Source organism: Pseudomonas sp. BMS12 (assembly GCF_001592875.1).
In the GTDB taxonomy this organism is placed as follows: Bacteria; Pseudomonadota; Gammaproteobacteria; order Pseudomonadales; family Pseudomonadaceae; genus Aquipseudomonas.
In genome coordinates this window covers 168,336-194,318 of record NZ_LSOF01000018.1, presented here as the reverse complement: position 1 = coordinate 194,318, position 25,983 = coordinate 168,336, and the positions used below count along the sequence as shown (strand labels likewise).

Sequence of the window (25,983 nt, the reverse complement as noted above, 5' to 3'; positions counted from 1 at the left end):
CGTCCCCGGTTATTCGGCCCGAGGGCCTCACCCCTTCGGGGCCGCGCTGAAGCGCGTTCGGCTGGCGCCGTCGAGTCCAGGTCGCGGAGCCAAATTCAAAAGCCCCAGGTGAAAACCCGGGGCTTTTTTATTGCCTGGCGAACTCTCACCAGGGACTGCGTCCCCGGTTATTCGGCCCGAGGGCCTCACCCCTTCGGGGCCGCACTGGCTCGGCGTCACTCTCCATACAAAAAAGCCCCGCATCAGCGGGGCTTTTTTGTATGGAGAGCGCTGGCGTCACAGACCATCCTTTTCCAGATGGTCGAGGTTTACCGTATCACCCGGCTTGCCACCCAGCTTCTCGCGAATGTCCTCGAACATCCGATCGAACTCGTCGTGCCCACGCATGATCAGCGAATGATTGGTCGGCAAACCATGCTTGGCAGCCACACGCGAGGCCACGCTGGCGAAGTTGAAGGCCGTGTCGCGGTGCAGCTCGAATTCATCCGTGAAGGCCTTGCCGGCGATATGCCCCTGCATACGAAAGTGCATCATCGGCCCCTCGCTCGGGTCGCGCCGCACTTCATAGAAGAGATCCACAGAGTAATTGATCTGGCCTGGCAAGCTGGCCCGGTGCAGATGGCCTGGTTCGAACATTGCGCATGCTCCTTACTGGTCGAGATCCCAGTCTAGACCAGCTGGATGGCTAAACAGCCCACCGAATCAGTGCACCGATGTACCCACCGCACGCTCCTGGATCAGTACCCAGGGCGAGACCACAACAGCCCAGAGCTCCGGATCACGCTGCAGATAATCCTGAGCCAGTGTCTCGTCCACCTTGGCCACCTGCCCCGCCTGCAGCCAGGCGCCGACCCGGGCGCCATCATCCTCGGCCACGGCCTGCGCGACTTCCACCAGGTCCTGCGCGGTGCCGACCCACAACAACTGGCCACGAGCAAAGAAGGGTTGCAGCTCTGCCCAGGAAATCTTGGCTGTTTCGCCAAGTAACTTGGCATAGAGGGTGCTTATTTGTTCGGTCATGTCTTGGCCTGGGTAGAAAACACACGTTTGCAGAAGCGCGCCATGATAGCGCCCAGCATCGTGCAGGCAAGATCACTCCGAATACCTCTCCGCAGAAGGACCTACCAGTCACCGAAAAAGAGCGCCGTTATTCTGTACGTTTATTTCAATTAAGCGACACCCACCCTGCATGCCTCGAACTGTGCGCTTTCCAAGCCGCGAAACTGAGTTCTACACTGTGCCGGTACAGTTGCCGGGGGCATGGCCGGGGTATCCAATCCGGTCCTGCAGCTTTTGGCCGCATGGATTACAAGAACGAAAACACATAAGAGTGGAGCACTATGAAACAAGCTACCAAGCAAGTGACCAAGCTGTTCGCCGCCATGGCCCTCGCCGGCGCCGCCAGCTACTCGATGGCCGCTGACACCATCAAGATCGCCCTGGCCGGCCCGGTAACCGGTGCTGTTGCCCAGTACGGCGAAATGCAGTTCATCGGTGCCGAGATGGCTATCGAGCAGATCAACAAGGCCGGCGGGGTGAACGGCGCGATGCTCGAAGGCGTCAAGTACGACGACGCTTGCGATCCGAAACAAGCCGTGGCCGTAGCCAACAAGATCGTCAACGACGAAGTGAAGTTCGTGGTTGGTCACCTCTGCTCCAGCTCCACTCAGCCGGCGTCCGACATCTACGAAGACGAAGGCATCCTGATGATCACCGCGGCTTCCACCAGCCCGGACATCACCGCTCGCGGCTATCAGCTGGTGTTCCGCACCATCGGTCTGGACAGCCTGCAGGGCCCGACCGCCGGCAATTTCATTGCCGACCACATCAAGCCGAAGGCCGTTGCCGTCGTCCACGACAAGCAGCAGTACGGTGAAGGTATCGCCACCGCGGTCAAGCAGACCCTGGAAAGCAAAGGCACCAAGGTTGCACTGTTCGAAGGCATCAACGCCGGCGACAAGGACTTCTCTGCACTGATCGCCAAGCTCAAGCAAGCCGGTGTCGACTTCGTTTACTACGGCGGCTACCACCCGGAACTGGGCCTGCTGCTGCGTCAGTCGGCCGAGAAAGGCCTGACCGTCAAGTTCATGGGTCCGGAAGGCGTGGGTAACAAGGAAATCTCCGCCATTGCCGGCCCGGCCTCCGAAGGCCTGCTGGTGACCCTGCCGAAGTCCTTCGATCAGGATCCGAAGAACCAGGCGCTGGTCGAGGCCTTCAAAGCCAAGAACCAGGACCCGAGCGGCCCGTTCGTGTTCCCGGCCTACGCCGCCGTGCAGGTCATCGCCGAAGGCATCAAGAAAGCCGGCAGCGACGACACCGCCAAGGTTGCCGAAGCCCTGCGCGCCAACAGCTTCGACACCCCGACCGGCTCCCTGGCCTTCGACGAAAAGGGTGACCTGAAGGACTTCAGCTTCGTGGTCTACGAGTGGCACCAGGACGGTACCAAAACCGAAGCCAAGTAAGCTTCCCGCCTGAACCCAAAGCCCACTGCGCAAGCAGTGGGCTTTGTTTTATCGAGTATTCCGGCCGCCGTCGCGTCACAAGCGCCGCTTTACGGAACGTGCCGAGGAGTTAGGTAATGCCTGAGCTCTATCACTACCTGCAACAGCTGGTTAACGGTCTGACCGTTGGCAGCACCTACGCCCTGATCGCCATCGGCTACACCATGGTCTACGGCATCATCGGCATGATCAACTTCGCCCACGGCGAGGTGTACATGATTGGCTCGTACGTAGCCTTCATCGTCATCGCCGGGCTGACCATGATGGGCCTCGACAGCCTGCCCATACTGATCATCGGCGCCTTCGCTGCCAGTATCATCGTCGCCAGCGCCTACGGCTACAGCATCGAACGGGTCGCCTACCGGCCGCTTCGCGGCAGTAACCGCCTGATCCCGCTAATTTCCGCGATCGGCATGTCGATCTTCCTGCAGAACGAAGTGCTTCTTGCGCAGGACTCGAAAGACAAAGCCATTCCCAACCTGATCCCAGGCAACCTGGTGTTCGGCGAGAGCACCATGAATGGCGTGGTGATCTCCTACATGCAGGTGTTGATCTTCGTCGTCACCATCCTGGTGATGTACGGCCTGACCCTGTTCATCTCCAAGTCCCGTCTGGGTCGCGCCTGCCGCGCCTGCGCCGAGGACATCCGCATGGCCAACCTGCTGGGCATCAACACCAACAACATCATCGCCCTGACCTTCGTCATCGGCGCCACTCTGGCCGCCGTGGCCGCGGTGCTGCTGGGCATGCAATATGGTGTGATCAACCCGCACATCGGCTTCCTGGCCGGGATCAAGGCCTTCACCGCCGCGGTACTCGGCGGCATCGGCAGCATCCCCGGCGCCATGCTTGGCGGCCTGGTGCTCGGCGTGGCCGAAGCCTTCGGTGCCGACATCTTCGGAGACCAATACAAGGACGTGGTGGCCTTCGGCCTGCTGGTCCTGGTGCTGTTGTTCCGGCCGACCGGCATTCTGGGCCGTCCGGAGGTTGAAAAAGTATGATCGCCAAGAACCTCAAAACCGCCTTCTTCAGCGCCCTGCTGGTAGTCGCCGTGGCCTATCCGGTACTCGGCCTGAAGCTGACCACGGTCGGTATCAAGCTGGAAGTACACGGCGCCAGCCCGGCCGTGCTCTGGACCATCGCCGGCTGCGCCATTGCCATGTTCTGCTGGCAACTGTTCCGCAATCAGATCGGCGCCGCCTGGGCTCAAGCCCCCAGGCTGCCGAGCGTGCCAAGCAAGGCGAGCAACTTCCTCACCCTGCCCTCGACCCAGCGCTGGATCATTCTCGGCCTGATCGTGGTCGCCCTGGCCTGGCCGTTCTTCGGTAGCCGCGGCGCCGTGGACATCGCCACCCTGATCCTGATCTACGTCATGCTCGGCCTCGGCCTGAACATCGTGGTCGGCCTGGCCGGCCTGCTCGACCTGGGCTACGTCGGCTTCTACGCCGTCGGTGCCTACAGCTACGCGCTGCTGTCGCACTACTACGGCCTGGGCTTCTGGGTATGTCTGCCGATCGCCGGCCTGATGGCAGCCTTCTTCGGCTTCATCCTCGGCTTCCCGGTGCTGCGCCTGCGCGGTGACTACCTGGCCATCGTCACCCTCGGTTTCGGCGAGATCATCCGCATCCTGCTGCGCAACATGACCGAGCTGACCGGCGGCCCCAACGGCATCAGCAGCATCGACAAACCGACCCTGTTCGGCCTGTCCTTCGAGCGCCGCGCTGCCGAGGGCATGCAGACCTTCCACGAGTTCTTCGGCGTTGCCTACAACTCGATCAACAAGGTGATCTTCCTTTACCTGATCGCCCTGCTGCTGGTACTGCTGACCCTGTTCGTGATCAACCGCCTGCTGCGCATGCCCATCGGCCGTGCCTGGGAGGCACTGCGTGAAGACGAGATCGCCTGTCGCGCACTGGGCATGAACCCCACCGTGATCAAGCTCTCGGCCTTCACCCTGGGTGCCACCTTCGCTGGTTTCGCCGGCAGCTTCTTCGCCGCCCGCCAGGGCCTGGTGACGCCGGAGTCCTTCACCTTCATCGAATCGGCGATCATCCTCGCCATCGTCGTACTGGGTGGCATGGGCTCGCAGCTCGGCATCATCCTCGCCGCCGTGGTGATGATCCTGCTGCCGGAGCTGATGCGCGAATTCAGCGAGTACCGCATGCTGTTCTTCGGAGCGCTGATGGTACTGATGATGATCTGGCGTCCGCAGGGCCTGCTGCCCATGCAACGCCCCCACCTGGAGCTGAAACCATGAGCCGCCCGATTCTCGAAGTCAGCGGGCTGACCATGCGCTTCGGCGGCCTGCTGGCCGTCAACAATGTCGCCCTCTCCGTGCAGCCCAAGAAGGTCGTGTCGATGATCGGCCCCAACGGAGCCGGCAAGACCACCGTGTTCAACTGCCTGACCGGCTTCTACCAGCCCACCGACGGGGAAATCCTGCTCGATGGCGAGCCGGTGCAAAAGCTGCCTGGCCACAAGATCGCCCGCAAGGGCGTGGTGCGGACCTTCCAGAACGTTCGCCTGTTCAAGGAAATGACTGCGGTGGAGAACCTGCTGGTCGCCCAGCACCGCCACCTCAACACCAACTTCCTCTCCGGTCTGTTCAAGACTCCGGGCTTCCGCCGCAGCGAAAAGGAAGCAATGGAGTACGCCGCGCACTGGCTGGAAGTGGTCAACCTCACCGACGTGGCCAACCGCCCGGCCGGCACCCTGGCCTACGGCCAGCAGCGCCGCCTGGAAATCGCCCGCTGCATGATGACGCGCCCACGCATCCTCATGCTCGACGAACCGGCCGCCGGCCTCAACCCGCGCGAAACCGAAGACCTCAAGGCGCTGATCGGCATGTTGCGCGACAAGCATGACGTGACCGTGCTGCTGATCGAGCACGACATGAAGCTGGTCATGAGCATTTCCGACCACATTTACGTGATCAACCAGGGCACCCCCCTGGCGGACGGCACGCCGGAGCAGATCCGCAACAACCCGGACGTGATCAAAGCCTATCTGGGGGAAGCCTAATGCTGCGTTTTGAAAACGTCTCCACCTTCTACGGCAAGATCCAGGCCCTGCACGATGTCAGCATCGAAGTGCAGCAAGGCGAGATCGTCACCCTGATCGGCGCCAACGGCGCCGGCAAGTCGACCCTGCTGATGACCCTGTGCGGTTCGCCGCGCGCGGCCAGTGGCAGCATCCGCTATCTGGGCGAGGAACTGGTCGGCCAGGAGTCCTGCGACATCATGCGCAAGAGCATCGCCGTCGTGCCGGAAGGCCGCCGCGTGTTCGCCCGCCTGACCGTCGAGGAAAACCTGGCCATGGGCGGCTTCTTCACCGAGAAGGCCGACTTCCAGGAGCAGATGGACAAGGTCCTGCACCTGTTCCCGCGCCTCAAGGAGCGCTTCGAGCAACGTGCCGGCACCATGTCCGGCGGCGAACAGCAGATGCTTGCCATCGGCCGCGCGCTTATGAGCAAGCCCAAGCTGCTGTTGCTCGACGAACCTTCGCTGGGCCTGGCACCGATCATCATCCAGCAGATCTTCGACATCATCGAACAGCTGCGTCGTGATGGCGTGACCGTGTTCCTGGTCGAGCAGAACGCCAACCAGGCGCTCAAGCTGGCCGACCGTGCCTACGTACTGGAAAACGGCCGGATCGTCATGCAGGGCAGCGGCGCCGACCTGCTGGTCGATCCCAAGGTGCGCGACGCCTACCTGGGCGGCTGATGCGCCTGGCCTGAATGCAAACGGCCCTCACGGGCCGTTTTCATTGGCGCTGGGAATGGGCTCGCGGCGGCCTGCCGACATAGGCAAGTTGCCCCTTCCCGCCGTTGTGCGCCTTGAACAACCACCTGCAAACGCGGCCTGACGGAAGGCCCGCACAAAATCGTGCAGGCCTTTAGAATCGCGCCTCGTTTTCTGCGTCTGCCGCCATCCGGCAGGCCTCCGGAATCCGACCGTCCAGCCGGCCAGCTCACCCCCTGCGCCGTTCCGGACTGTCGCCCCGCATGCCGTGCGCCACCCGCGCCGCATGCTGAACCTCAGGAACATCGATCATGATCCATCGTCCCATCCTGCAACTGCTCAATCGCACCAGCCTGGTCCTGCAGATCGCCATCGGCCTGATCGCCGGTATTCTGCTCGCCCTGTTCGCTCCGCAGGCGACCGACGAAGTCGGCTTCCTCGGCAGCCTGTTCATTTCGGCCCTGAAAGCCGTGGCGCCAATCCTGGTATTTATCCTGGTGGCCTCGGCCATCGCCAACCACAAGCCGGGCCAGCCCACCCATATCCGCCCGATCCTGCTGCTGTATGTGTTCGGCACCCTGGCCGCCGCGGTGGTTGCAGTAGTCGCCAGCAGCCTGTGGCCCTCGACACTGACCCTGCAGAACGCCGCTACCGGCACCACCCCACCCGGCGGCATCGCCGAGGTACTCAAGACCCTGGCTCTGAACGTGGTGGACAACCCGGTCAACGCCCTGCTGCGCGGCAACTTTGTCGGCATCCTGGCCTGGGCCATCGGCCTCGGCATCGCCATTCGCCACGGCAGCGATACCACCCGCGCGGTATTCGCCGACCTGGCTCACGGCGTCACCCTGATAGTGCGCGTGGTAATTCGCTGCGCACCGCTGGGCATCTTCGGCCTGGTCGCCACCACCTTCGCCGACGCCGGCCTCAAAGCCCTGCTCGGCTACGCCCACCTGCTCGCCGTACTGGTCGGTTGCATGCTCTTCGTCGCATTGGTGGTCAATCCGCTGATCGTCTTCAGCCAGATCCGCCGCAACCCCTACCCGCTGGTCTTCACCTGCCTGCGCGAGAGCGGCATCACCGCGTTCTTCACCCGCAGCTCGGCGGCCAACGTTCCAGTCAACCTGCAGCTGTGCCAACGTCTGGGCCTGCACGAGGACACCTACTCGGTCTCCATCCCGCTGGGCGCCACCATCAACATGGCCGGTGCGGCCATCACCATCAGCGTGCTGACCCTGGCCGCCGTGCATACCCTCGGCATCGCCGTGGACATGCCCACCGCCCTGCTTCTGTGCGTGGTCTCGGCCGTCTGCGCCTGCGGAGCCTCGGGCGTGGCCGGCGGCTCGCTGCTGCTGATCCCCCTGGCCTGCAGCCTGTTCGGCATCCCCGCCGACGTGGCACTGCAGGTGGTGGCCATCGGCTTTATCATCGGCATCCTGCAGGACAGCGCGGAAACCGCCTTGAACTCCTCCACCGATGCACTGTTCACTGCAGCAGCCTGCCTGGCACGGGACAAGGCCTGAATGACCAAAGCCGCCTTTCGAGGCGGCCTTTCTTTATCTGACCGATGACGGAACCCAGCATGGATGACTCGTTTTGCATCGCCGCCGCCCAGACCTGCTCGATCGCGGGTGATCTGGAACACAACGTACAACGCCACTGCGCCCAGGTGAGCCTGGCTGCCGAACAGGGCGTACAGCTTTTGCTGTTCCCCGAACTGTCGCTCAGCGGCTACGAACCCGAGCAGGTCGCGAAATGCACTACTGGTGCCCAGGATCCGCGACTCGCTCCCCTGCACAGCCTGGCACAGCGTCATGACATGACCCTGGTGCTCGGCGCGCCACTGGATAGTGGCACCGACCGTCCGCATATCGGTGCGCTGGTGCTGTTCCCTGACGGCAGCCACAGCCACTATCACAAGCACCACCTGCATACCGGTGAGGAACGCTGGTCCACGGCGGGACAGGCTGACAGTGCCCTGGTGCGAGTTGCCGGACGCAACGCCGCGCTCGCCATCTGCGCCGATATCACTCATCCCGAACATGCATTAGCGGCGGCCCGCAACGGTGCCGATCTTTACCTGGCCGGCGTCCTGCTGTCGAAACAAGGCTATGCGGCAGACATGGCTCACCTGCAGCGCTACTCGGCCGAGCATGGCTATGCGGTTCTGCTGTCCAACCATGGAGCCCCCTCGGGCGGCTATGACGCAGCTGGACGCAGCGCCTTCTGGGCTCCCGGCGGACAGTTGCTCGCGGCAACCGACGGACCAGGCGAGCATCTGCTGGTAGTGCGCCAGAGGCATGGCGAATGGACGGCCAGCAGTTTCGCTGTCGCGTCCTACTGACCCGCGTAACACACCGGTGAACTGGGCGGCCCGAGTCGCTCCAGCTCGTCTTCGAGAAACTCGGCCAGCACCCGGGCATTGTTGAAGTGTTCGTCGCGCGCGGCGAACAACAACGTCAGCTCGCCCTTGCCCGCCAGTTCCAGCAAGCCCTGCCAGTGTTCGGGATGGGCCGCCAGTTCGCCGCGATAGCGCCGGCGAAACTCATCATATAGGGCGGGGTCGTGGCAGAACGTTTTGCGCAGGGCCTCAGATGGCGCAACTTCCTTGAGCCAGGCGCGCAGGCCGAGGCTGTCCTTCCTGCAACCGCGCGGCCACAGGCGGTCGACCAGGATGCGCGCGCCGTCTTCTGCAGCCGCGGGCTCATAGACCCGCTTGCAGCGGATCATGCCTCAGCCCTCGTCTGGCTCTTCTTCATCGTCGTTGTCCGCACTGATCGCGCCCAGGCAGACCAGTTCGTGAGTACCGGCACCGTCGTCGATATGCCAGCTATCCGCTGCAGCGCCGACGCGTGCGGCAGCCACGGCTGCGGCAGTGAAACTCCAGACCCGCCGCGTGCGGCCGTCCATGCACTCGATCGTCAGCTGGGCCTGCTCGCCGCTGGCCTGTTCGTCCAGCTCGAACTGCCAGGCGTGCAAGCCATCGATCAGCAGCATGTCGGCGCCTTGCAGGGCACCAAGTAGATTCGGGGTATCGCTCATGGGGACGTCCGTCTGAAAGCAAGGCCCCATGATACGTCAGACCGAGCGGGGGAGCTCCAGGCTGGCGCAGAGGCCGCCGCCCGCCAGGTTGCTCAGGCGGATGCTGCCGCCATGCAGCTCGGCAATGCGCCGCACGATGGCCAGGCCGAGCCCCGCCCCCTGGCTGTTATTGCGGCTGTGGAAGCGCTCGAATACCCGCTCCAGGTCCTCTACCGGGATACCCGGTCCCTGATCCTCGACACGCAACGACAGATGCACACCGTCTGCCTGCAACACGACCTTTACCTTGCCCTCGGGCGGTGAGAAGTTCACCGCATTGGTCACCAGGTTCTGCAGGGCGATGCCGAGCGTGGCGGCGTCCGCAGCCAGGTGAAAGTCGCCCTCGCCCACTTCCAACGACAGCTCCAGGCCTTGGCGCAACACCCAGGGCGTGAGTTCGGCCAGCGTTTCGCGGACCAGGGCCTGCAGATCGATCACAGCATGCCCGGCATTGCCCAGCGCCGGCTCGATCCGGGCCATGGTCAGCAACTGATTGACCACCCGCGTGGCCCGGTCGATCCCGCCGATCAGGTACTGCACGGACTGCCGGCGTTCCTCCTCATCCTGGGCCTGAACCGCGTTCTGCGCGTGTACGCGCAACACCGCCAAGGGCGTACGCAACTCGTGAGCGGCGTCGGCGATCAGCCGTCGCTCGCGCTCCAGGACCAGATCGATCTGTGCCAGCAGGCGGTTGAGCGCCGCCTGCATGGGCGCCAGCTCGCTGGGTAGCGGGTCGAGCTGCAGCGGCTCCAGGCTGTCGGCATGGCGCCCGCGAATCACCTCGGCCATGTTGCGCAGTGGCGCCAGACCCCAGCCGATCGCCCACCAGAGCAGCGCGGCCAGCGCCAGGCTGCCCAGCAGGTTGGGATAGAGCGTGTGGCGCACAATGCTGTCGATCAGTTCCTGGCGCACGTCATCACGCTCGCCGGTCCAGATCAGCAGACCTCGCTGCGGGTCCTTGAGCAGAAAGCCGCGCCATTGATGGCGGCCCAGATCAAAAGTCGAATAGCCCTCAGCTACCGGGGGCGTATCGAGCTGTGGCGCCGCCGCACTGCGCACCAGTACCTCGCCCGCCGGGCTCCACACCTGGAAGGCCAGCTTGCTCTCGTAGGGATGCCCCGGTTTGCGCTGGCCCGCATGCTCCAGCGCGGCATTGAAGGCGGCGTACAGACTGTCGCGCTCGCTGTCCTGCACAGGCACGCGCATCACGCCCTGGAGCATGCGCGCGGTATGGGCCAACTGGGCGTCATAGACCTCTTCGATCTCGTGGGCGCTATCGAAATAGTTGAACAGGGTTACCAGCAGGGTACCGAGCAACATCAGACTCAGCACCAGCGCCAGGGTCCGCCGGCGAATGGAACTCACGACTGCTCCTCGACCAGATAACCCACCCCGCGCACCGTGCGAATCAGGCCGCTGAACAGCTTTTTGCGCAGGTGATGGATATGCACCTCCAGGGTGTTGCTCTCGGCCTCCTCGTCCCAGCCGTAGAGCGACTGGGCCAGACGCTCGCGGGTGAGCACCTTGCCGGGCTGCGACAGCAATTCGTGCAGCAACAGGTATTCCTTGGGCGTCATCGGCACCGGCTTGCCCAGATAGCTGACCTGCTGGCTGGCCGGGTCGAGGCTGATACCGGCGTGTTCGATCAGCACCTGGGCACGCCCGGCGCTGCGCCGCAGCAAAGCCCGCAGGCGCGCCTTGAGCTCATCGAGATCGAAGGGTTTGACCAGATAGTCGTCGGCACCCGCATCCAGGCCGGCGATGCGATCCTCGGTGGCATCGCGCGCAGTGAGGATCAGCACCGGCAAGGCCGAGCCGCTACCGCGCAACTGGCGCAGCACCTGGATGCCATCCAGGCGCGGCAGGCCGAGGTCGAGCACCAGCAGGTCGAATTCCTCGCTGAGCAGCGCATGCACGGCGCTGGCGCCGTCCTGCAGCCAATCCACGGTGTAGCCTTCCTGGCGCAGGCCCAGGCGCAAACCTTCGCCCAGGGCCTTGTCATCCTCGACCAGCAATAAACGCATCGCGGCTCCTTAGTTGAGCTTCTTGTCCACGGCCTTCAGCAGCTCGCTGATCTCACCCTGACGGCCCTTGTCGGCCAGCTCGCGACCTGCGCGCGGCGGTGCCTGGCGTGCTTTTTCCAGTGCCTCACGGGCCTGCGCATACTGCCCCTGACGGAACAGATGGTCACCCCAGAAGAAAAGGCTGTCGATCCCCTGGGGGTTGATCTGCAGTGCCTGCTTGAGCAATTGCTCGGCCTTGTCCTCATCGCCAAAGCCGATGGGCCAGCCCGGTACACGGTCATACAGGGTACCCAGGCTAGTGTAGGCCGAGCCGTTGAGCGCCTTCGGATCGAGCGCAATGGCCTTCTCCAGATAGCGTTTGGCGTCCTTGACCTTGCCCAGCGCGCCCAGCCCACCCTCGGCACCGGCCCAGCTGCTGGTGACGATGCCATGCCAGATCCAGGCTTCGGCTGCTGTGGGTTGAGCCTGGGTGAAGGCCGAAGTTTCCACCGCCAGTTCTTCGAAAGCCTTGGGGCGCTGCTTTTCAGGCGTCGCGTACTGAATCTGTGCCCAGCGTTCCTGTACCTGCTGCAGGCGTTGACTGCCGGCCTCATCCAGCGCGGCCCAGGCGGGCAGGCTGAAACAGAGTGCGGCCATGAGGGCAACGAGTTTGTTCATGCTCAAGTCTCCTTCTTGCTGAATTGGCGGATGGTCGGCAACTGCTTGCGCAGTGCGCGATCCACCACGCCGGGAAGCATGCCGTTGAGGCGAACGAAGAATTTCTCCGGCCAGCCGAGATAGAGTTCGCTGCGGTCGGCCGTGATCGCCGCCATTACTTCGCCGGCAACCCGCTGCGGGCTGTCCGTGGCCACCTTGAGCGCCGAATTGAGCGCCTCCGCCGGGCCGCTGTTCATCGCCGTGCGGGTGGCTCGTGGCGCGACATACAGCACGCCGACGCCAGTGTCGGCCAGCTCGCGGCGCAGCGCCTCGGAGAAACCGCGCACGGCAAACTTGCTGGCGCAGTAGGTGGCGTAACCGGCATAACCGATCGAGCCGTAGGTGGAGCCGACATTGACCAGCAACGCCTGGTGCTGCTGGCGCAGCAGTGGCAACAGGGCGCGGGTCAGCTGCACGGTGGCCACCAGGTTGATATTGAGCATCTCGGCGATCTGCCCATCGTCGAGCTGTTCGAGCATGGCGAAGCGGTTGATCCCGGCAGCGTTGATCAGCAGATTCACGCCGCCCATCTCACGCGCGGCCTCCAGCACCGCCTGGCGCCCTGCTGGCGTGGTCAGATCGGCTTCGATCCTCTGCAACTGCTGCGGATAGCGTCGGACCAGGTCATCCAGCGCCTCGCCGCGCCGCGCCACGGCGATCAGCCTGGCGCCCCCGGCACACAGTTGCTCGGCCAGGGCCAGGCCGATGCCGCCACTGGCCCCGGTGAGTACGCCGCGACACTCAGGCAAGCGCATGCTGCACCTCGCTGACCCGCGGCAGGCCGCGGAACATGTCGGCATACAGGCGATACACCACCTTGCTGACATGAATCACCGCCGCCTTGTCCTCGGCGCGTTCGAGCTGGTTCATCAGGTTGCGGTAGTGCTGCATGTGACCGATGTCCAGGGAGCCGTGGGAGAACAGGTAGCTGAAGGCTTCCTTGGGCAAGGCCAGGGTTTGCTGGATGGTGCCGGCGGCCTGGGTGGCCAGCGCGATGCTGGTGCCCTCCAGTACGTTGACCATGCCGAACAGGCCGACCGGATTACCACGGGCAATGGTGTCGTACAGGTAGCTGACCATCAGCTCGATGGCCTGGCTCGGCTGGCCCAGGCGCACGGCCTCGGCATCGCCGCCACAGGCAGCGATATCGTTGAGGATCCACTGCTCATGGCCGTATTCCTCGTCAATGTATTCGCACACCGCCTTGCGCAACCACTCCATGCCACTGGGCAGGCGCGCGCCGCACGCCATCATCAGCGGCACGGTGTGGCGCACGTGGTAGTAGGCCTGCGTCAGGAAGGCGATATAGCCGTCCAGGCTGACCTTGCCAGCCAGGGCGTCGCGGATCACCGGTACGCTGAACAGATCATCGCGCTCGGCGCGGGTGGCGGTTTGCAGTTCATCGAAGAAATTCATGGGCCTTACCTCAGACAGTCAGGGATTCAGTAAAAAGTTCGCCATAGCGCGCCAGGATGGCGTCGCGGCGCAGCCGGCCGTTGGCAGTCAACAGGCCGCTGGCAGGGGTAAATGGTTGCTGCAGGCGCTGCCAGCGACCGATACGGGCGTAGTCCGGCAACACTGCGTTGGCCTGCTGTACCGTGGCCTCCAGTTGCTCGTCAGTGCAGCTGGGATCGAGCGGCCAGAGCAGCGCAACGTTCTCGGGCAGGCTCTCGCCATGCACGAAGGCCTGGGCGATCACCCCGCGCTGGGTCAGTTCGGACTCGACCCACTCCGGGTTGACGTTGCGGCCGAAACTGGTGACGAACTGGTGCTTCTTGCGTCCGCGCAGCTGCAGGTAGCCGTCGGCATCGAACTCGCCGATATCGCCGGTCGGCCACCATTCGCCCTGGAACTCGGGCTCACCGAGGTAGCCGAGCAGGTGCGAGCCGGCCACCAGCACTTCGCCATCTTCGGCCAGGCGCACCCGCACATGCGGCAAGGGCTTGCCCACGGTACCGGGCCGTACCGCACCTGGCCGGTTCAGGCAGACCACCGAGGCGCACTCGGACAGACCGTAACCCTCGAAGACCGGCAGGCCGACTCGCGCCGCACGCTCAAGCAACTGCGGGGATACCCGCGCGCCGCCCACGGCGATGAAGCGAAATCCATTGGCCGGCATCAGGCCACGCTCCACCGCGGTGACCAGCCCGAGCAGCAACTGCGGTACTAGGATCAGGCTCTGCGCCCCGCGCATCGCCATCTGCCCAAAAAGACGCGGCCAATCCACGCCACTGGCACCGCTGATGCCGAGCATGGCCTGAGAGGGAAGACTGAGGGTGGCGCCGGCCAGCAGCGCGGCATAGATGCCGAGGTTTTCCAGCAACACCGCCAGCGGCAGCACCGCCAGATACTGTTGCGGCGCAGTTTCGCGGCTGGCCTGCTGCAGCTCACGGGCAACCTTGAGCATGGCTTCGGCGCTCAGGCAAACACCCTTGGGGGTGCCGGTAGTGCCCGAGGTGTAGGTGATCTTGGCCGTTCCAGTCGGCAGTTTCAGGCAATCGACGGCAGCTGCGCCGCGCCAGAACTGCCCCTCCTGATGGAAACCACAGGCCTGCAACTCCTCCGCCATGCCGGCCTCGGCAAGCGCCAGGGTTGCGCCGCTCTGGCGCAAGCAATGGGCACGCTGAGCAGCGCTGAAGAACGGCGGCAGGATCAGGCAGGCGACCCCGGCAAACAGTGCCGCCAGGTCCCAGAGCACGGCATCCGGCCCATTTTCCAGGGCCAGCGCCAGAACCTCGACCCGCTCGCTGCGCAGCAGCGCCTCGCGCCGCTGCAGCTCGTCGAGCATGCCCTGGTAGTCCAGGCGCGCGCTGTCGCCCCACAGCGCCAGACGCTGCGGCTGGCAGTCGGCATGACCGACCAGCACCGATCGCATGAAACTCAGTTCAGGCTGCATGGATGGCCTCCGCACAGGGCTGAAGAAAACCCAGGCGCTGCATCACACCCTGCTCGCAGAGGCGGCGATTGCCCAGCTGGATATTGCCGGCGAACACCTGCGGCCGCTGCTCGTAGTACTGCCCCCAATCATGCTGCTGGTCGCCCAGCAGGTTCGGGTCGGCCTCACACAGGCGCATCGGTTCCAGTCCCAGGCGGCGGAAGCTGTTGATCAGCGTCGGCGCGCCAGTGAAGACCACCCACTGCAAGCCACGACGCGCCAGAAGGCCGGTCATGGCGATGATGATCAGGCGGGCGTTGCCGGCACTGCTGGCGGCCAGATTGCCGACCTCGACGATCTCGCCACGCTGCACCGGGCGTTGCGCCAGGCCAGCGATGACCTGTTGTGCCGGCACCTGCAGGTAGTGTTCGAGGAACAGGTTCTCGTCACGGGCCAGACGCACGCCGCAGACGGCCGTCAGCTCTCCGTCCGGATTGCGCAGACCGACCAGCTCCGGCATGAAGCGGCTGATCCGTGCACCGTGGGCCTCATTGAAGCGCGCCTGGACGAACGCTTCGAATTCGGCACGCGCCTGCTGCGTATCAGCCAGCCACAGACTGGACTGCTGAGCTGGGTCGCTGCCGAAAGACAGCGGAAAGGGGATGTTCCAGGGGTTTTGATTCATCGAACTCCCTCCACGGGGTTAGCCATGGAAGGGAGTATCGGCAGGGAGTCTTAATGAATTCTGAAGCTGATCGGCACTCAGCCTTCGAGGCGCGCCAGGCGTTCTTCCAGGGCGGCTACGCGCGCCTCCAGTTCGGCGATGCGGCCGTCGTCCGCAGCGCTGCGCGGCCCCGTATCGGCCTGGCTGCGTGCGGCCAGCAGGGCCTGCAGATCGTCCTCTTCGCCCAGTCGATGCATGTAGCGATCCTCGCGCTGGCCGCCTTGGCGTGGCAACAGGCAGGCCAGATCGCGCCCGATCAGGCGTTCCAGTTGGTGTTGAACCTCGGCGGTATCCTCGAAGGTATACAGGCGATTGCTGCGGGTGAGCAGCTCGCTGGTGGTCTGCGGGCCACGCAGGAACAGCAGGCCGAGCAACGCTTGCTGCGGCTTGACCAGCTCCAGGGCCTTGTCCACCCGATGCTCCCAGCGGTCAGCCCGCCCGCCCATCACCAGGCGCGCCAGGCCACGCCCCTCCAGGCTGCGCAGAGCCTGGCCGACCTGCCCTTCGGTGAGGTTCATCAGGGGCTCGCGGCTGGTCTTCTGATTACAGGCCAGCACCAGGGAGTTGAGGGTCAGCGGGTAGGTTTCCGGGGTGGTGGCCTGTTTCTCGATCAGGCAACCGAGAATGCGCACATCGATGGCACTGAGCGGCTCGCGCTCGGCTTGAACTTCGCTGGTCATGGGCAGATCCGGGCTGATTGGCAGGTGCCTAGCCTGCCACGCCAGCGCCCACCTGGGAACTCGGGGAACGGAAGCGCCCTAGCCCGCCGCCTCGCTGGCCATCACCACCCGATTGCGCCCCTGATGCTTGGCCTGATACAGCGCCTGATCGGCGTCCCTGAGCCAATGGCTGGCGTCCAGCTGCCTCGGGCTGTACCCCGCCAGGCCGATGCTCAGCGTGATCTGCAGTTGCGGCGCCAGCTCACTGCGGACTTCGGCGAGCTCCACGCGCAGACGTTCCATGACCTCTGCCGCCAGCACGGGAGGCGTACTGGGCAGAATCACGCAGAATTCGTCGCCGCCGTAACGCCCGGCCAGATCCTCTTCGCGCAGGCTGCGCACCAGGCGTTCGCTCAACAGACGCAGCACGCTATCGCCGACCAGATGGCCATGGTTGTCGTTGATCGACCTGAAGTGATCGACGTCGATCAACGCCACGGTCGCGCGCTGCTGACCGTGGCGGCACTTGTCGAACTCGCGCTGCAGCAGGTCCTTCCAGTGGCCGTGGTTGTACAGCCGGGTCAGGCTGTCGGTGCGACTGACCGCCCGCAGCGCCTGCTTGTGCTCGGCCAGCTTGATGCTCAGCCGATAGCTGACCCAGCCCAGCGCCAGCGGGTAAAGCACCAGCATCGGCAAGCAGGCATAGAGCTGCAGCATGCTGGTATCGGGACTGAAGGCCGGGCCGAACGTCGGCAGCGCCAGGGCCATGCCGCTGAACATGGCCAGGCTGCCCTTGAGGAAAAAGCGGCCGCCGCCAGCGGCGATATTGTTCATCGCCATCATCGCCAGGATGGTCACCGTCGGCAGCACATTGAACTGCATGGCTGCAGCCCAGAAACCGCCGAATACCGAGTCGATCAGCAGGTTGCGTCGCTCGCTCTTGAAGGGCATGGGCGAAAGGCGCGCCCACTGAAAAGCCAGATGCGGCCAGAGAAAACCATTGAACAGCAGCAGTGCCCAGACCCACGGCGCGGGCTGCAGCGGCCACATAGCCGCGGCAACGCAGAAGAAACCTATGCCCAGGCCGATGCTGCGCGGCAGATAGATACGTTTAGCGAAGGAAAGGCCTGAGCCGGTGCTTCTGTCCATGATCACATCCGGGGTACTTGCACTGAGCATGGCTGCCCGGCTGCGACTATACAAGCAAACGCAGATCGCGCGCCCTTGAGCTGCGGCCTGCCTCTGGGTAACTTGGCCGCTTGTCGCAAGGAGAGCTCCATGAATACCCGCCACCTGTTCTTCGCCCTGCTGCCACTGTTCGCCGGCTGCCAAATGTTCAGCGTGTATGACAGCACGCCCCCCACCCCACCGCAGCGCTTGCAGGGCCAGCTGAGCCAGGCTCAGGGGCGCTTGCTGCTGAACCCCTGCAACGAGCAGCGAACTATCGAAGTGGTCAACGACGGCAGCAGCGAGATCGTGCGAGAAGCTGCCGGCCTGTTCGCCGATGGCCACGACAGTCTGTTCGTCGACCTGCTGGGTAATGTAACCGGTAGCAAGAGCCAGGGCGTGGATGGCGAGATGCACCCAACCCAGGTTTATCGCCTACAAGGCGAAGGGCCAGGCTGCAACGAGCCAGGCTTCGAACGCCTGCTGCTGCGCGCCAGCGGTCATGAACCGGATTGGAGCCTGGGCGTCAGTGGTAAAGGCCTGGTGCTGCTACGCCCAGGCCAGGCGCCACTGGCGGTGCCCTACCTAGAAGAACAGCTACCGGAAGGCCGCTTCAACCTCAGCAGCGAGGCCAACGGCCAGCGCCTGGAGCTTTGGCTGGCCCCGCAGCGCTGTACGGACAGCATGAGTGGCAGCGTGCAGCATCTCAGTGCCGAACTGCGCATCAATGGCGAGGTGCAGCGCGGTTGTGCCTCGTTCGGTGGCGCGCGCCGCTGAGGCGAGGACCGGCATTCATACGCAGACTGGTGTGAGGCCGCCTATGCTCAAGGCGGACCCAGACAGTCGGAGACTGCCATGCTGCGTATTGCCCTTAACGGATACGGGCGCATTGGTCGCGCCCTGCTCCGCGCCCTGTTCGAGCGCGGGCTGGAAAATCAGATCCACGTGGAAGCGATCAACGAGACCGGAGATTTCACCACCCTCGCCCACCTGACCCGCTTTGACTCGACCTTCGGCCGCTTCCTCGGCCAGGTCGACCTGCACGACGACATCCTGCAAGTGCGTGGCCAGTCGATCCGCCTGATCGGCCAGAAGGAAATCACCCAGCTGCCCTGGAAACAGTTGGCCGTGGATGTGGTGGTGGACTGCACCGGCAGACTGAAGAAACGCATACTGGCCGAACAGCACCTGGCCGCCGGAGCGCCACGGGTACTGCTCTCACACCCCCTGGATACTGCTGACCTGACCGTGGTCTACGGCGTCAATCATCACCTGCTGGGCAACCAGCAGATCGTTTCCAACGCCTCCTGCACCACCAACTGCCTGGCACCACTGGCCCAAGTGCTGCACACCGCGGTCGGCATCCGCCAGGGCCTGATGACCACGGTGCACTCCTACACCAACGACCAGAACCTGTTGGACAAGACCCACAGCGACCTGTACCGGGCACGCGCCGCTGCCGTATCGATGATTCCTACCAGCACGGGTGCGGCCAAGACCATCGGCCTGGTGATACCGGAACTGGCCGGGCGCCTGGACGGCCTGGCCGTGCGCGTGCCGACCAGCAACGTCTCGCTGCTCGACCTGACCTTCACCAGCGAACACCCCACCAGCCGCGAGGCGCTCAACGACACCCTGCAAAAGGCCGCCCGCCAGCTGCCGCTGGGCGTGATGGAATGCAACGACCTGCCGCTGGTCTCCAGCGATTTCAATGGTTACCCGGTGTCCTGCGTGGTCGACCTGAACCATACCCGGGTACAGGGCGACAACCTGGCCAAGGTCCTGGCCTGGTACGACAACGAGTGGGCCTTCGCCAACCGCCTGCTGGACGTGCTGCTGGCCTGGCTCAAGCCCTGACGGCGAACGACCAGCCTGCTGGCCCCGCAGGCATCAGATCAAGTGATTGTCGTCGTCGCCCAGCAGGCCGCTCAAACCCTCGATCTCGGCACGGGTCACGGCCCGCTGGTCCAGTTTGCGCCTTGCGGCCTCGGGCAGGTCGGTGTAGCGGATTACACCCTTGGTGACCAGAGCGGTGACCACGTCCTCAAGCACCCGAACCAGTTCCAGGTCGGAGTCCTTGAGGCTGGCTAAGCGCTCCCGAACCTCCTCCTGGGTCGCGATCCACTTGTGCAACTCCTCACTCTCGACCGCCAGCGTCTCGGTCATGTCCTCGAAGGGGTCGTGTTCTACCCGCAGCAGCCGTCCATCCGCATCCCGTTGCACGTACACCATGTGGCTTCCTCCAGGCATGAAAAGGCCCGCTACCTGGTAAGGGTAGCGGGCCGAACGTAGATGTGGAGTTTAAGCCACCTTCAAAGCATGATCGTCGAGCAACCCAGAGATGATCGTGCCTGCATCCGTGCTGCCGTAGTAGGAGCCACTGGATAGATTGACGCCATCCAGAATAATGGTCTGATCAGTCTGAACTCCACCTGCGGAACCGTTGGCATCCACGTTGATAGTTGTCGAACCTCCGCCAAAGGTGAACGTCAGGTAATTGGACAGCTCCGCGCCACTGGGAGTCGCCGACAGCCCGGTAAGCAGCTGTGACAGATCCAAGGCATCGGACGTTACACCACTGGTATCCACATGGAAGTCGGTGATGTGATCCGCGCCGCCACCCAGTCCACCAGGCTGCCAGGCGAAGATATCCTTGCCGGCACCTCCGGTCATGATGTCCACACCCGTGCTGCCAATCAGCAGATCGTCGCCATTGCCGCCATTGAGCAGGTCTGAAAGCGGCGACAGGTTGAAGTTGGCCACGGCGGCGTCATCCGCTGCCGAATTTCCGTCAGTACCATCAGTAGCCACGAAGGTAACCGTCTGAGTACGGCCATCTTGCAGCGTGATAGTTGCCTCGACCTGCCGACCGGCAAAATCAATCCCACGATCACTGGGGTTCAAGTTATCAACATCTATGTTGAGGTTGAAACTGTCACCCAAACCAAACTTGCCAGCGGCGAAGTTTAAGGTCAGCGTCGGGCTGGTATTTCCCGAGTAGGAAATATCACCTGAGCTCAACCCACTAAGACCGCTGAAGCTGGGGCCCCAGTCATTGTCAAAGGTGGCGTTGCCGTCCAAACCGCCTTGCAAGTTGATTGCAATGCTCTGGATGTAATCTCCCGCACCACCCGACATGAAGGCAAAGTGCAAGAAGTCCGCATTGGACGACGAGCTCGCGCCATCAGCAGTGACACTGGCAGCCACAGACACCGCGATGGGCGTACCACCTCCGATCAGGATGTCATTGCCATCGCCACCATTGAGTGTGTCGGCACCAGCGCCACCAATCAGGATCTCGTCCCGGAAGGTGCCATTGATGACGTCGCCCGTACTGCGCACCACATCCACATGCCCCTCGTCGGTTGGAGAGACCGAGTTGGTATAGGCGAACGAGCCACCCGCCGTGGCGTTATCGACGATCAGTGTGCTGCCGCCACCATGGGACAGACTTGTTAGACCTGACGAACTGCCTACCCCCGTGATGCTCTGGGTAGCACTGTTCGGCCCGGTGTCGTTGTGCAGCAGCGTCCAGTCAGGCAGATTGATGGTGGTCTGGTTGGTCAGCACCAGGTCATCACGCACCACGGTTACGCTCTGTGCAGGATCGATATGCAACGACAGCGTGTTACCGGAGTAATCACCATCGAAGTCCTGCAGAACGAAGCCGATGGACTGGTCGATACCACCGGAGCCAATGCTATCGGGCGGGGTGAAGGTGAATGCAGCACTGTCCATGTTCACGGCCAGCGTACCGGCGCTCGCAGCCAGCACGATGGTTAGGACATTGGTCATGCTGTTGAAGGTGGCGCCCGGCGTAGCGCCCACCATGGCGCCAGCACCGTTATAGGTGTAGGTGTTACCCCCCACCGTCAGGCTGCGCACAAAGCCGCCGTCGGCACCGAAGCCGCCACCATTCTCTTTCAGGTTGCCGTTGATCGGGCTGGCCTGGGCAGTCGCGACCAGAGTCGCAGTCAAGTTGTTGAGGTTGGACACCACGATGGCGTTGGTATTGGTGCCTGTGCTGCCGTCGTACGCGATCGGATTCAGCGCGCCGGCATCAACGCCGGTGCCCATGCCAAGCGAATAGGCGCGGATGTCATTGGCATTGAGGAAGTTGATCCAGGTCTGCTCCTCGGAGGCCTGGTTGTTATTGCCGGACGTGTCGTTGTATGCGGTCGGCCAGTCGGTAGCAGTACCGTCGCTGTTCGAAATCCCTGCATCCGACCCTGGCTCGTTCGGGTAACCGTCGGACAGGAAGTAGGCAACGTTCTGCACATCGGTGCCAGTCAACTTGCCGCCGCTGGAGCCTGTCTGGCCATAGGCATTGATAGCGTTGATCAACGCCGCGTCATAGTTGGTGTTGCCACCATCGTTGAGCGCCAGTACCGCAGCCTTGGCATCGCTAAGGTTGACCCAGACCTGATTGGTGGTCGCACCTGTGGCAAATGTCACCAGGCTCACCTTGACGTCACCCAGTGCGTCGTACTGCTCAAACAGCTCCAGCAGAGCGCTCTTGGCTACTTCCAGACGGCTCATGCCACCCACGTTGGCCGGGTCACCCATGCTGCCGGAAACGTCCAGCACGATCAGCAGGTTGGTGTCGGTGCCCACCGCGGCCTGGCCAGTCTTGGTAACGGCATTGGCCACCGGCGAATCATCTTCGATCTGCACGGTGATCTTGCCTTCACTCATGCCGGTACCATCGGAGACCTGCACGATGAAGTCATGGCTGAGAACATCCTCGCCGGCAGTTCCTTCGCCCTGGTAGGGATGATCGACCGGGCCTTTCAGCTCGACACTGTAGTGGCCATCCGCAGTGACGGAAACCTCGAGAATCGTCACGCCACCAACACCCTTAGTACCGACCAGGTGATTGGTACCATCGCCACTCCAGACGACCGGCACACCTCCCGACATGAATACGCCCGGAGCCGGTGCTGCAAGGGTGACCGTCAGGGCATCGCCATCCGCATCAGAGATGCTGATAACCCCATTGATGACCGAAGTCGCATTGGTTGTGTCATCTCCGGAAAGGTGGCCGACATTGTCTTCCAACCCCTCATAGGGCGCCGCCGGGGTCGAAAGTCCTTCCTCGGAAACCCGGGCAATGGCCTCACCCACCTGCGGAAGGGTGTTCTGAATGCCTTTCAGGTTGAGCTCGAAGCAGGCAGTAGAACTGGTGCGGTCATTGTCCATCACCGTGTACTGGAAGTTCAGCGTTTGCTCACCAGCCGGCAGGTCACCCGCCTTGTACACGTATTGGCCATTGGCATAGAACTCGATTGAACCGAGGTCACCTCCCAGGTCGATGAGGGTCGGACCATCCTGAGCGATGTCATAGGACTCATCCGCATCGTCAAAGTCGCCATCGCCATTGCGGTCGAACTTGACGGACACCAGAGGCGCATCGTTGCCATCATCATCTTTCAGCCAGCCATCGGCACCGGAGAGGTCTGCAACGCCACCATGTGCGTCACCGGTCACCAGGTTGCCCTCAAGCTGATTGAGCACCGCGGTGCCGGCCAGATCCTCGGCGATTGAGCCGAAGTCAGCGAGGATCACCTCGCCACCTGCACCTGTAGCTATGGCATTGAGTTCCGCCAGGTCAAACAGTGTGCCGTCATCGTCAACGTCACCACTGCCTCCAACGGCAACCACATAGTTACCGATAAAGCCCTCGTCCGTCAGGAAGTTGCTCCAGTCACCGGTGGCTCCGTAGGTATCGCCTCCATTGGAGTAGCCATCCGTGATGAAGTAGGCGACGTTACTACCTTCTGTGGGTGTCCCATCCGCCCAGGCCGCACGGGCTGCATCCAGGGCGGCCTCATAGTTGGTGCCACCCGGTTGCGACCGCCCCGGATCATTGAAGGTATCCAGCAGCCACTGCGCTGCCGCGGTAGCCGAGGAGAACCAGCCGGACGTCCAGAGACCATTGCCCTCTGCAGCGCCATTGCTGAAGCCGACGATGCGGATATTGACGTCGCCCTGGGCGTCATAAGCCGCGAACATATCGTCGACAGCGCCATAAATCGCCTCGAAACGATTACCACCGCCCTCGGCATCAAAGAACATCGAATTGGAGAAGTCGAATGCCATGAGGATGTTGGTAGTGGCCGCCTGCTCGGTGAAGCAGGCTGCATCGCAAGTCGCGATCGGCGCATCGTCCTCCACCCGAATCACGAAGCGACCGCTGGCATTGCTGAGGTCGACGGGGTCGCCGTCATAGTCGGTGATGTTCAGCACCCGGGTGAAATCGATACCGGCATTGGCGACCAGGGTATCGAGGTCATTGTCGGTGGCCGGGGTAGCATCGTGGTCCAGCGGGCCGAGCAAGGTGAAGGTGTAGCCACCACCCTCGGTGACCGACAGGCTGAACACCGGATCGCCGCCCTCACCGGCATAGGCGGTCAGCACACCACCCGAGACTGAATAGAACAGTGGTTCCCCACCCGAGGTCAGCCCTGGGTTTGCACCGCTCATGACAGCATTCACGTCGCCATCTATCAGCGAAACCGTACCCGGGCCATCCGCACCGAAGTTCACCAAAGACAGCAGTGTTCCATCACCACCGGTTGCTACAAGCGACTGACTGAGTTCCTCGTTGCCCTCGTACGGAGCAGGAATAGGAGCATCCAGAACAGAGAGCTTGTCTTCATGAACCAGATTCTTCCATTGCACCTGCACATTGACATCGTTGAAGTCGCTGTCGCCACCGACGTGAACATCCTCCCAGTTCTCGTTGCCGGGAGCGGCATTGTCCTGCACATGCGAATCATCTGTCGGGTTGAGCAACGGATTGTCGAACAGTGCATTGGCACCGCCGTCGCCGGTGAGCGGCACACCGCCCAGATAGGCCTGCCAACCATCGACACCCTCTACAAAGGTGAGGGCAGCGCCATCGGCATACCCTGCAACACCACCGTTGAAGGATGCTCCGTTAGGAATGATGAAGAACCCGACATCCTCGGGATTGAGCCCACTCACAGTCGCGGATGTACCCACCGCTATGTCGTGGACATTGGCCCAGATGATGGCCCCCACCGTGGGAGTGCCATCCGGGGCTTTGATGTAGTAGCCGTAGCTGTTGGAGAACCCGGCGTCACCGCCCTCATAGGTCACGGTGAGGCAGGACTCGATGGAGTTGTCATTAAGTACCGGGGTGTCATCGTCCACCACCACTTTCACGACACCATCGGCTGTGTCGCCATCTCCATCCGTCACGGTGAAGTCCAGCTTCAGATACAGCTCGTCCTCAGTACCCGGGACGTTGTGATCGAGCGGTTGATGCAGTGCAAAGGTGTAATCGAGGTTGTTGGCGGCAAGCTCCAAGGTAAAGACGGATACCCGCACATCGCCATTCATGTAATAGCCTTCGAGCACGCCACCCGCATCGCCCGGCGCAGCCTGCCAGTCCAGCATCACCTCATGCCCACCGGACTCGACCACTTGGCCAAAGAGCGTGTGGGCGGTGCCTTCCGCGAAGGCAACGCTCTTCAGCCCGTCGGAGCCCGCATCGATAGCCAACCTGCCGGTGTCCGCTACATTGAAGTTTGAGTCATCCGGGCCACCGACCAGTCGATCAGGCAGTGTGGAGGCGCCATAGGCTGCGTTGCCGTCCTCATCGACGAAAGCAAAGCTGAGGCCGGCCGCAGGGCCGTCATCCTCGAAGCCGATGACCTTACCAAGGTCGACATACGCCTTGTCGTAATCGCCGTCCTTGTCGTAGACGGTCACTTTGACCTTCAGTACACCGTCAGCCAGCTCTTTCAGAGCATCGTGGTCGTTGCCATCCGGTCCATGGTTGATGGCTTCGTATTGCCACAGGGTGACATCACCATCGTCTTCGTCGATGCGCAGACGGAAGACGATATCGCCATTGGCGTCCTTGCCGACCACGTCATCACCGTTGTTAAAGAGCGTGATCGCCCCACCATCGGTGGCATACAGCCCCGAGAAAGCACCATTGCTGACGCTGAACTCGAAGGTACGCTTGCTCGTGTCCTCTTTATCGGAGCCAGCATCGACCGTCAGCTTGAACAGATCATCACCGTCCACTCTGGCGTAGCCAATTACAGCCCCGTCCGGGCCCGGTGAGTGGAACCATTCATCCGCAGGCAAGACCTGCCCCGGTTCATCCTGGAGCGAACCCAGAATACCTTTCGACTCATCCGCAATCACATGGGCGCGATAACCCAGTTCGAAGCAGGTGATCTTCGGCCCGTCGTCCTCGAAGCCAATCACCTTGCCCAGGTCGACATAGGCCTTGTCGTAGTCGCCGTCCTTGTCGTAGACGGTCACCTTGACCTTCAGCACCCCGTCAGCCAGCTCTTTCAGAGCATCGTGGTCATTACCATCCCAGCCATGGTTGATCGCCTCGTACTGCCACAGCGTGACATCACCGCTGCTTTCATCCATGTGCAGGCGGAACACGATGTCGCCACTGGCGTCTTTGCCGACCACGTCATCACCATCGCCATAGAGCTTGATGATGCCGCCATCGGTAGCACTCAACC

General features: G+C 62.9%; 24 protein-coding genes. 9 read left to right on the top strand and 15 right to left on the bottom strand.

What is annotated here, in order from left to right; genetic code table 11:
• Positions 1-276: 276 nt before the first annotated feature.
• Together AYB31_RS17550 and AYB31_RS17545 are read right to left on the bottom strand one after the other, a co-directional pair.
• Complete coding sequence (locus tag AYB31_RS17550) at positions 277-636, bottom strand: DUF5064 family protein (RefSeq protein WP_068830090.1); 360 nt, start codon at positions 634-636, stop codon at positions 277-279.
• Positions 637-702: 66 nt separating this feature from the next.
• A complete protein-coding gene (locus AYB31_RS17545; protein WP_068830088.1) occupies positions 703-1,020 on the bottom strand; it encodes a DUF2288 domain-containing protein in 318 nt (105 codons plus the stop codon).
• Positions 1,021-1,340: 320 nt separating this feature from the next.
• Here AYB31_RS17545 and AYB31_RS17540 point away from each other — a divergent pair, with 320 nt between their 5' ends.
• The 7 genes from AYB31_RS17540 (at position 1,341) to AYB31_RS17510 (ending at position 8,585) form a co-directional block, all read left to right on the top strand.
• The gene (locus AYB31_RS17540) at positions 1,341-2,462 is read left to right on the top strand and encodes a branched-chain amino acid ABC transporter substrate-binding protein (RefSeq protein WP_068830087.1); all 1,122 of its coding nucleotides are present in this window, start codon (positions 1,341-1,343) and stop codon (positions 2,460-2,462) included.
• Between the two features lie 116 nt (positions 2,463-2,578).
• Positions 2,579-3,502 (top strand): high-affinity branched-chain amino acid ABC transporter permease LivH, encoded by a 924-nt coding sequence (gene livH, locus AYB31_RS17535; protein ID WP_068830085.1) that lies wholly within the window; start codon positions 2,579-2,581, stop codon positions 3,500-3,502.
• Complete coding sequence (locus tag AYB31_RS17530; protein WP_068830084.1) at positions 3,499-4,758, top strand: high-affinity branched-chain amino acid ABC transporter permease LivM; 1,260 nt, start codon at positions 3,499-3,501, stop codon at positions 4,756-4,758. Before livH ends, AYB31_RS17530 begins: the two co-directional genes overlap by 4 nt.
• Positions 4,755-5,522 (top strand): high-affinity branched-chain amino acid ABC transporter ATP-binding protein LivG, encoded by a 768-nt coding sequence (livG, locus tag AYB31_RS17525; RefSeq protein WP_068830082.1) that lies wholly within the window; start codon positions 4,755-4,757, stop codon positions 5,520-5,522. Before AYB31_RS17530 ends, livG begins: the two co-directional genes overlap by 4 nt.
• The gene (locus AYB31_RS17520) at positions 5,522-6,223 is read left to right on the top strand and encodes an ABC transporter ATP-binding protein (protein WP_068830080.1); all 702 of its coding nucleotides are present in this window, start codon (positions 5,522-5,524) and stop codon (positions 6,221-6,223) included. The genes livG and AYB31_RS17520 overlap by 1 nt, the downstream gene beginning before the upstream one ends.
• Positions 6,224-6,552: 329 nt before the next feature.
• Positions 6,553-7,764: a serine/threonine transporter SstT gene (gene sstT, locus AYB31_RS17515; RefSeq protein WP_068830078.1), complete on the top strand. Its 1,212-nt coding sequence runs from the start codon at positions 6,553-6,555 to the stop codon at positions 7,762-7,764.
• A 59-nt stretch (positions 7,765-7,823) separates the two neighbouring features.
• Positions 7,824-8,585 carry a carbon-nitrogen hydrolase family protein gene (locus AYB31_RS17510; RefSeq protein WP_068830076.1) on the top strand — a complete coding sequence of 254 codons (762 nt, stop codon included), beginning with the start codon at positions 7,824-7,826 and terminating at the stop codon, positions 8,583-8,585.
• On the opposite strand, the gene AYB31_RS17505 is transcribed toward AYB31_RS17510, so the two are convergent.
• From AYB31_RS17505 to AYB31_RS17455, 11 genes are all read right to left on the bottom strand, one after another.
• Positions 8,579-8,971 (bottom strand): DUF488 domain-containing protein, encoded by a 393-nt coding sequence (locus tag AYB31_RS17505; protein WP_068830074.1) that lies wholly within the window; start codon positions 8,969-8,971, stop codon positions 8,579-8,581. The two genes, AYB31_RS17510 and AYB31_RS17505, sit on opposite strands and share 7 nt — an antisense overlap.
• A gap of 3 nt (positions 8,972-8,974) precedes the next feature.
• Entirely contained in the window at positions 8,975-9,283 is a 309-nt protein-coding gene (locus AYB31_RS17500) for a DUF5629 family protein (protein ID WP_068830072.1), read from the bottom strand.
• Between the two features lie 36 nt (positions 9,284-9,319).
• Positions 9,320-10,687 (bottom strand): ATP-binding protein, encoded by a 1,368-nt coding sequence (locus tag AYB31_RS17495; RefSeq protein ID WP_068830070.1) that lies wholly within the window; start codon positions 10,685-10,687, stop codon positions 9,320-9,322.
• Positions 10,684-11,346: a response regulator gene (locus AYB31_RS17490; RefSeq protein WP_068830068.1), complete on the bottom strand. Its 663-nt coding sequence runs from the start codon at positions 11,344-11,346 to the stop codon at positions 10,684-10,686. The genes AYB31_RS17495 and AYB31_RS17490 overlap by 4 nt, the downstream gene beginning before the upstream one ends.
• Before the next feature lie 9 nt (positions 11,347-11,355).
• Positions 11,356-12,003 (bottom strand): tetratricopeptide repeat protein, encoded by a 648-nt coding sequence (locus AYB31_RS17485; RefSeq protein ID WP_068830066.1) that lies wholly within the window; start codon positions 12,001-12,003, stop codon positions 11,356-11,358.
• Positions 12,004-12,005: 2 nt separating this feature from the next.
• The gene (locus AYB31_RS17480) at positions 12,006-12,797 is read right to left on the bottom strand and encodes an SDR family oxidoreductase (protein WP_068830064.1); all 792 of its coding nucleotides are present in this window, start codon (positions 12,795-12,797) and stop codon (positions 12,006-12,008) included.
• On the bottom strand, positions 12,784-13,458 hold the full coding sequence (locus tag AYB31_RS17475) for a TenA family transcriptional regulator (protein WP_068830062.1): 675 nt from the start codon (positions 13,456-13,458) through the stop codon (positions 12,784-12,786). The genes AYB31_RS17480 and AYB31_RS17475 overlap by 14 nt, the downstream gene beginning before the upstream one ends.
• 10 nt (positions 13,459-13,468) lie before the next feature.
• Positions 13,469-14,938, bottom strand: a complete 1,470-nt coding sequence (locus AYB31_RS17470; RefSeq protein WP_068830060.1) for an AMP-binding protein — start codon at positions 14,936-14,938, stop codon at positions 13,469-13,471.
• Entirely contained in the window at positions 14,928-15,602 is a 675-nt protein-coding gene (locus AYB31_RS17465; protein WP_068830058.1) for a thermostable hemolysin, read from the bottom strand. The genes AYB31_RS17470 and AYB31_RS17465 overlap by 11 nt, the downstream gene beginning before the upstream one ends.
• Positions 15,603-15,679: 77 nt before the next feature.
• Positions 15,680-16,321 (bottom strand): YceH family protein, encoded by a 642-nt coding sequence (locus tag AYB31_RS17460; protein ID WP_068830056.1) that lies wholly within the window; start codon positions 16,319-16,321, stop codon positions 15,680-15,682.
• A 78-nt stretch (positions 16,322-16,399) separates the two neighbouring features.
• Positions 16,400-17,449, bottom strand: a complete 1,050-nt coding sequence (locus tag AYB31_RS17455) for a diguanylate cyclase (RefSeq protein ID WP_068830050.1) — start codon at positions 17,447-17,449, stop codon at positions 16,400-16,402.
• Positions 17,450-17,578: 129 nt separating this feature from the next.
• On the opposite strand from AYB31_RS17455, the gene AYB31_RS17450 reads away from it, so the two are divergent.
• Both AYB31_RS17450 and gap read left to right on the top strand, forming a co-directional pair.
• Positions 17,579-18,244: a COG3650 family protein gene (locus tag AYB31_RS17450; RefSeq protein WP_068830048.1), complete on the top strand. Its 666-nt coding sequence runs from the start codon at positions 17,579-17,581 to the stop codon at positions 18,242-18,244.
• Between the two features lie 78 nt (positions 18,245-18,322).
• Positions 18,323-19,324 carry a type I glyceraldehyde-3-phosphate dehydrogenase gene (gene gap / locus AYB31_RS17445; RefSeq protein ID WP_068830046.1) on the top strand — a complete coding sequence of 334 codons (1,002 nt, stop codon included), beginning with the start codon at positions 18,323-18,325 and terminating at the stop codon, positions 19,322-19,324.
• 33 nt (positions 19,325-19,357) lie between these two features.
• Here gap and AYB31_RS17440 read toward each other — a convergent pair whose 3' ends face one another.
• Positions 19,358-19,699, bottom strand: coding sequence for a tryptophan synthase subunit beta (locus AYB31_RS17440; protein WP_068830044.1), 342 nt, complete (start codon positions 19,697-19,699; stop codon positions 19,358-19,360).
• A gap of 69 nt (positions 19,700-19,768) precedes the next feature.
• On the bottom strand, positions 19,769-25,981 hold the full coding sequence (locus AYB31_RS17435) for a DUF5801 repeats-in-toxin domain-containing protein (protein ID WP_068830042.1): 6,213 nt from the start codon (positions 25,979-25,981) through the stop codon (positions 19,769-19,771).
• Positions 25,982-25,983: the final 2 nt, after the last annotated feature.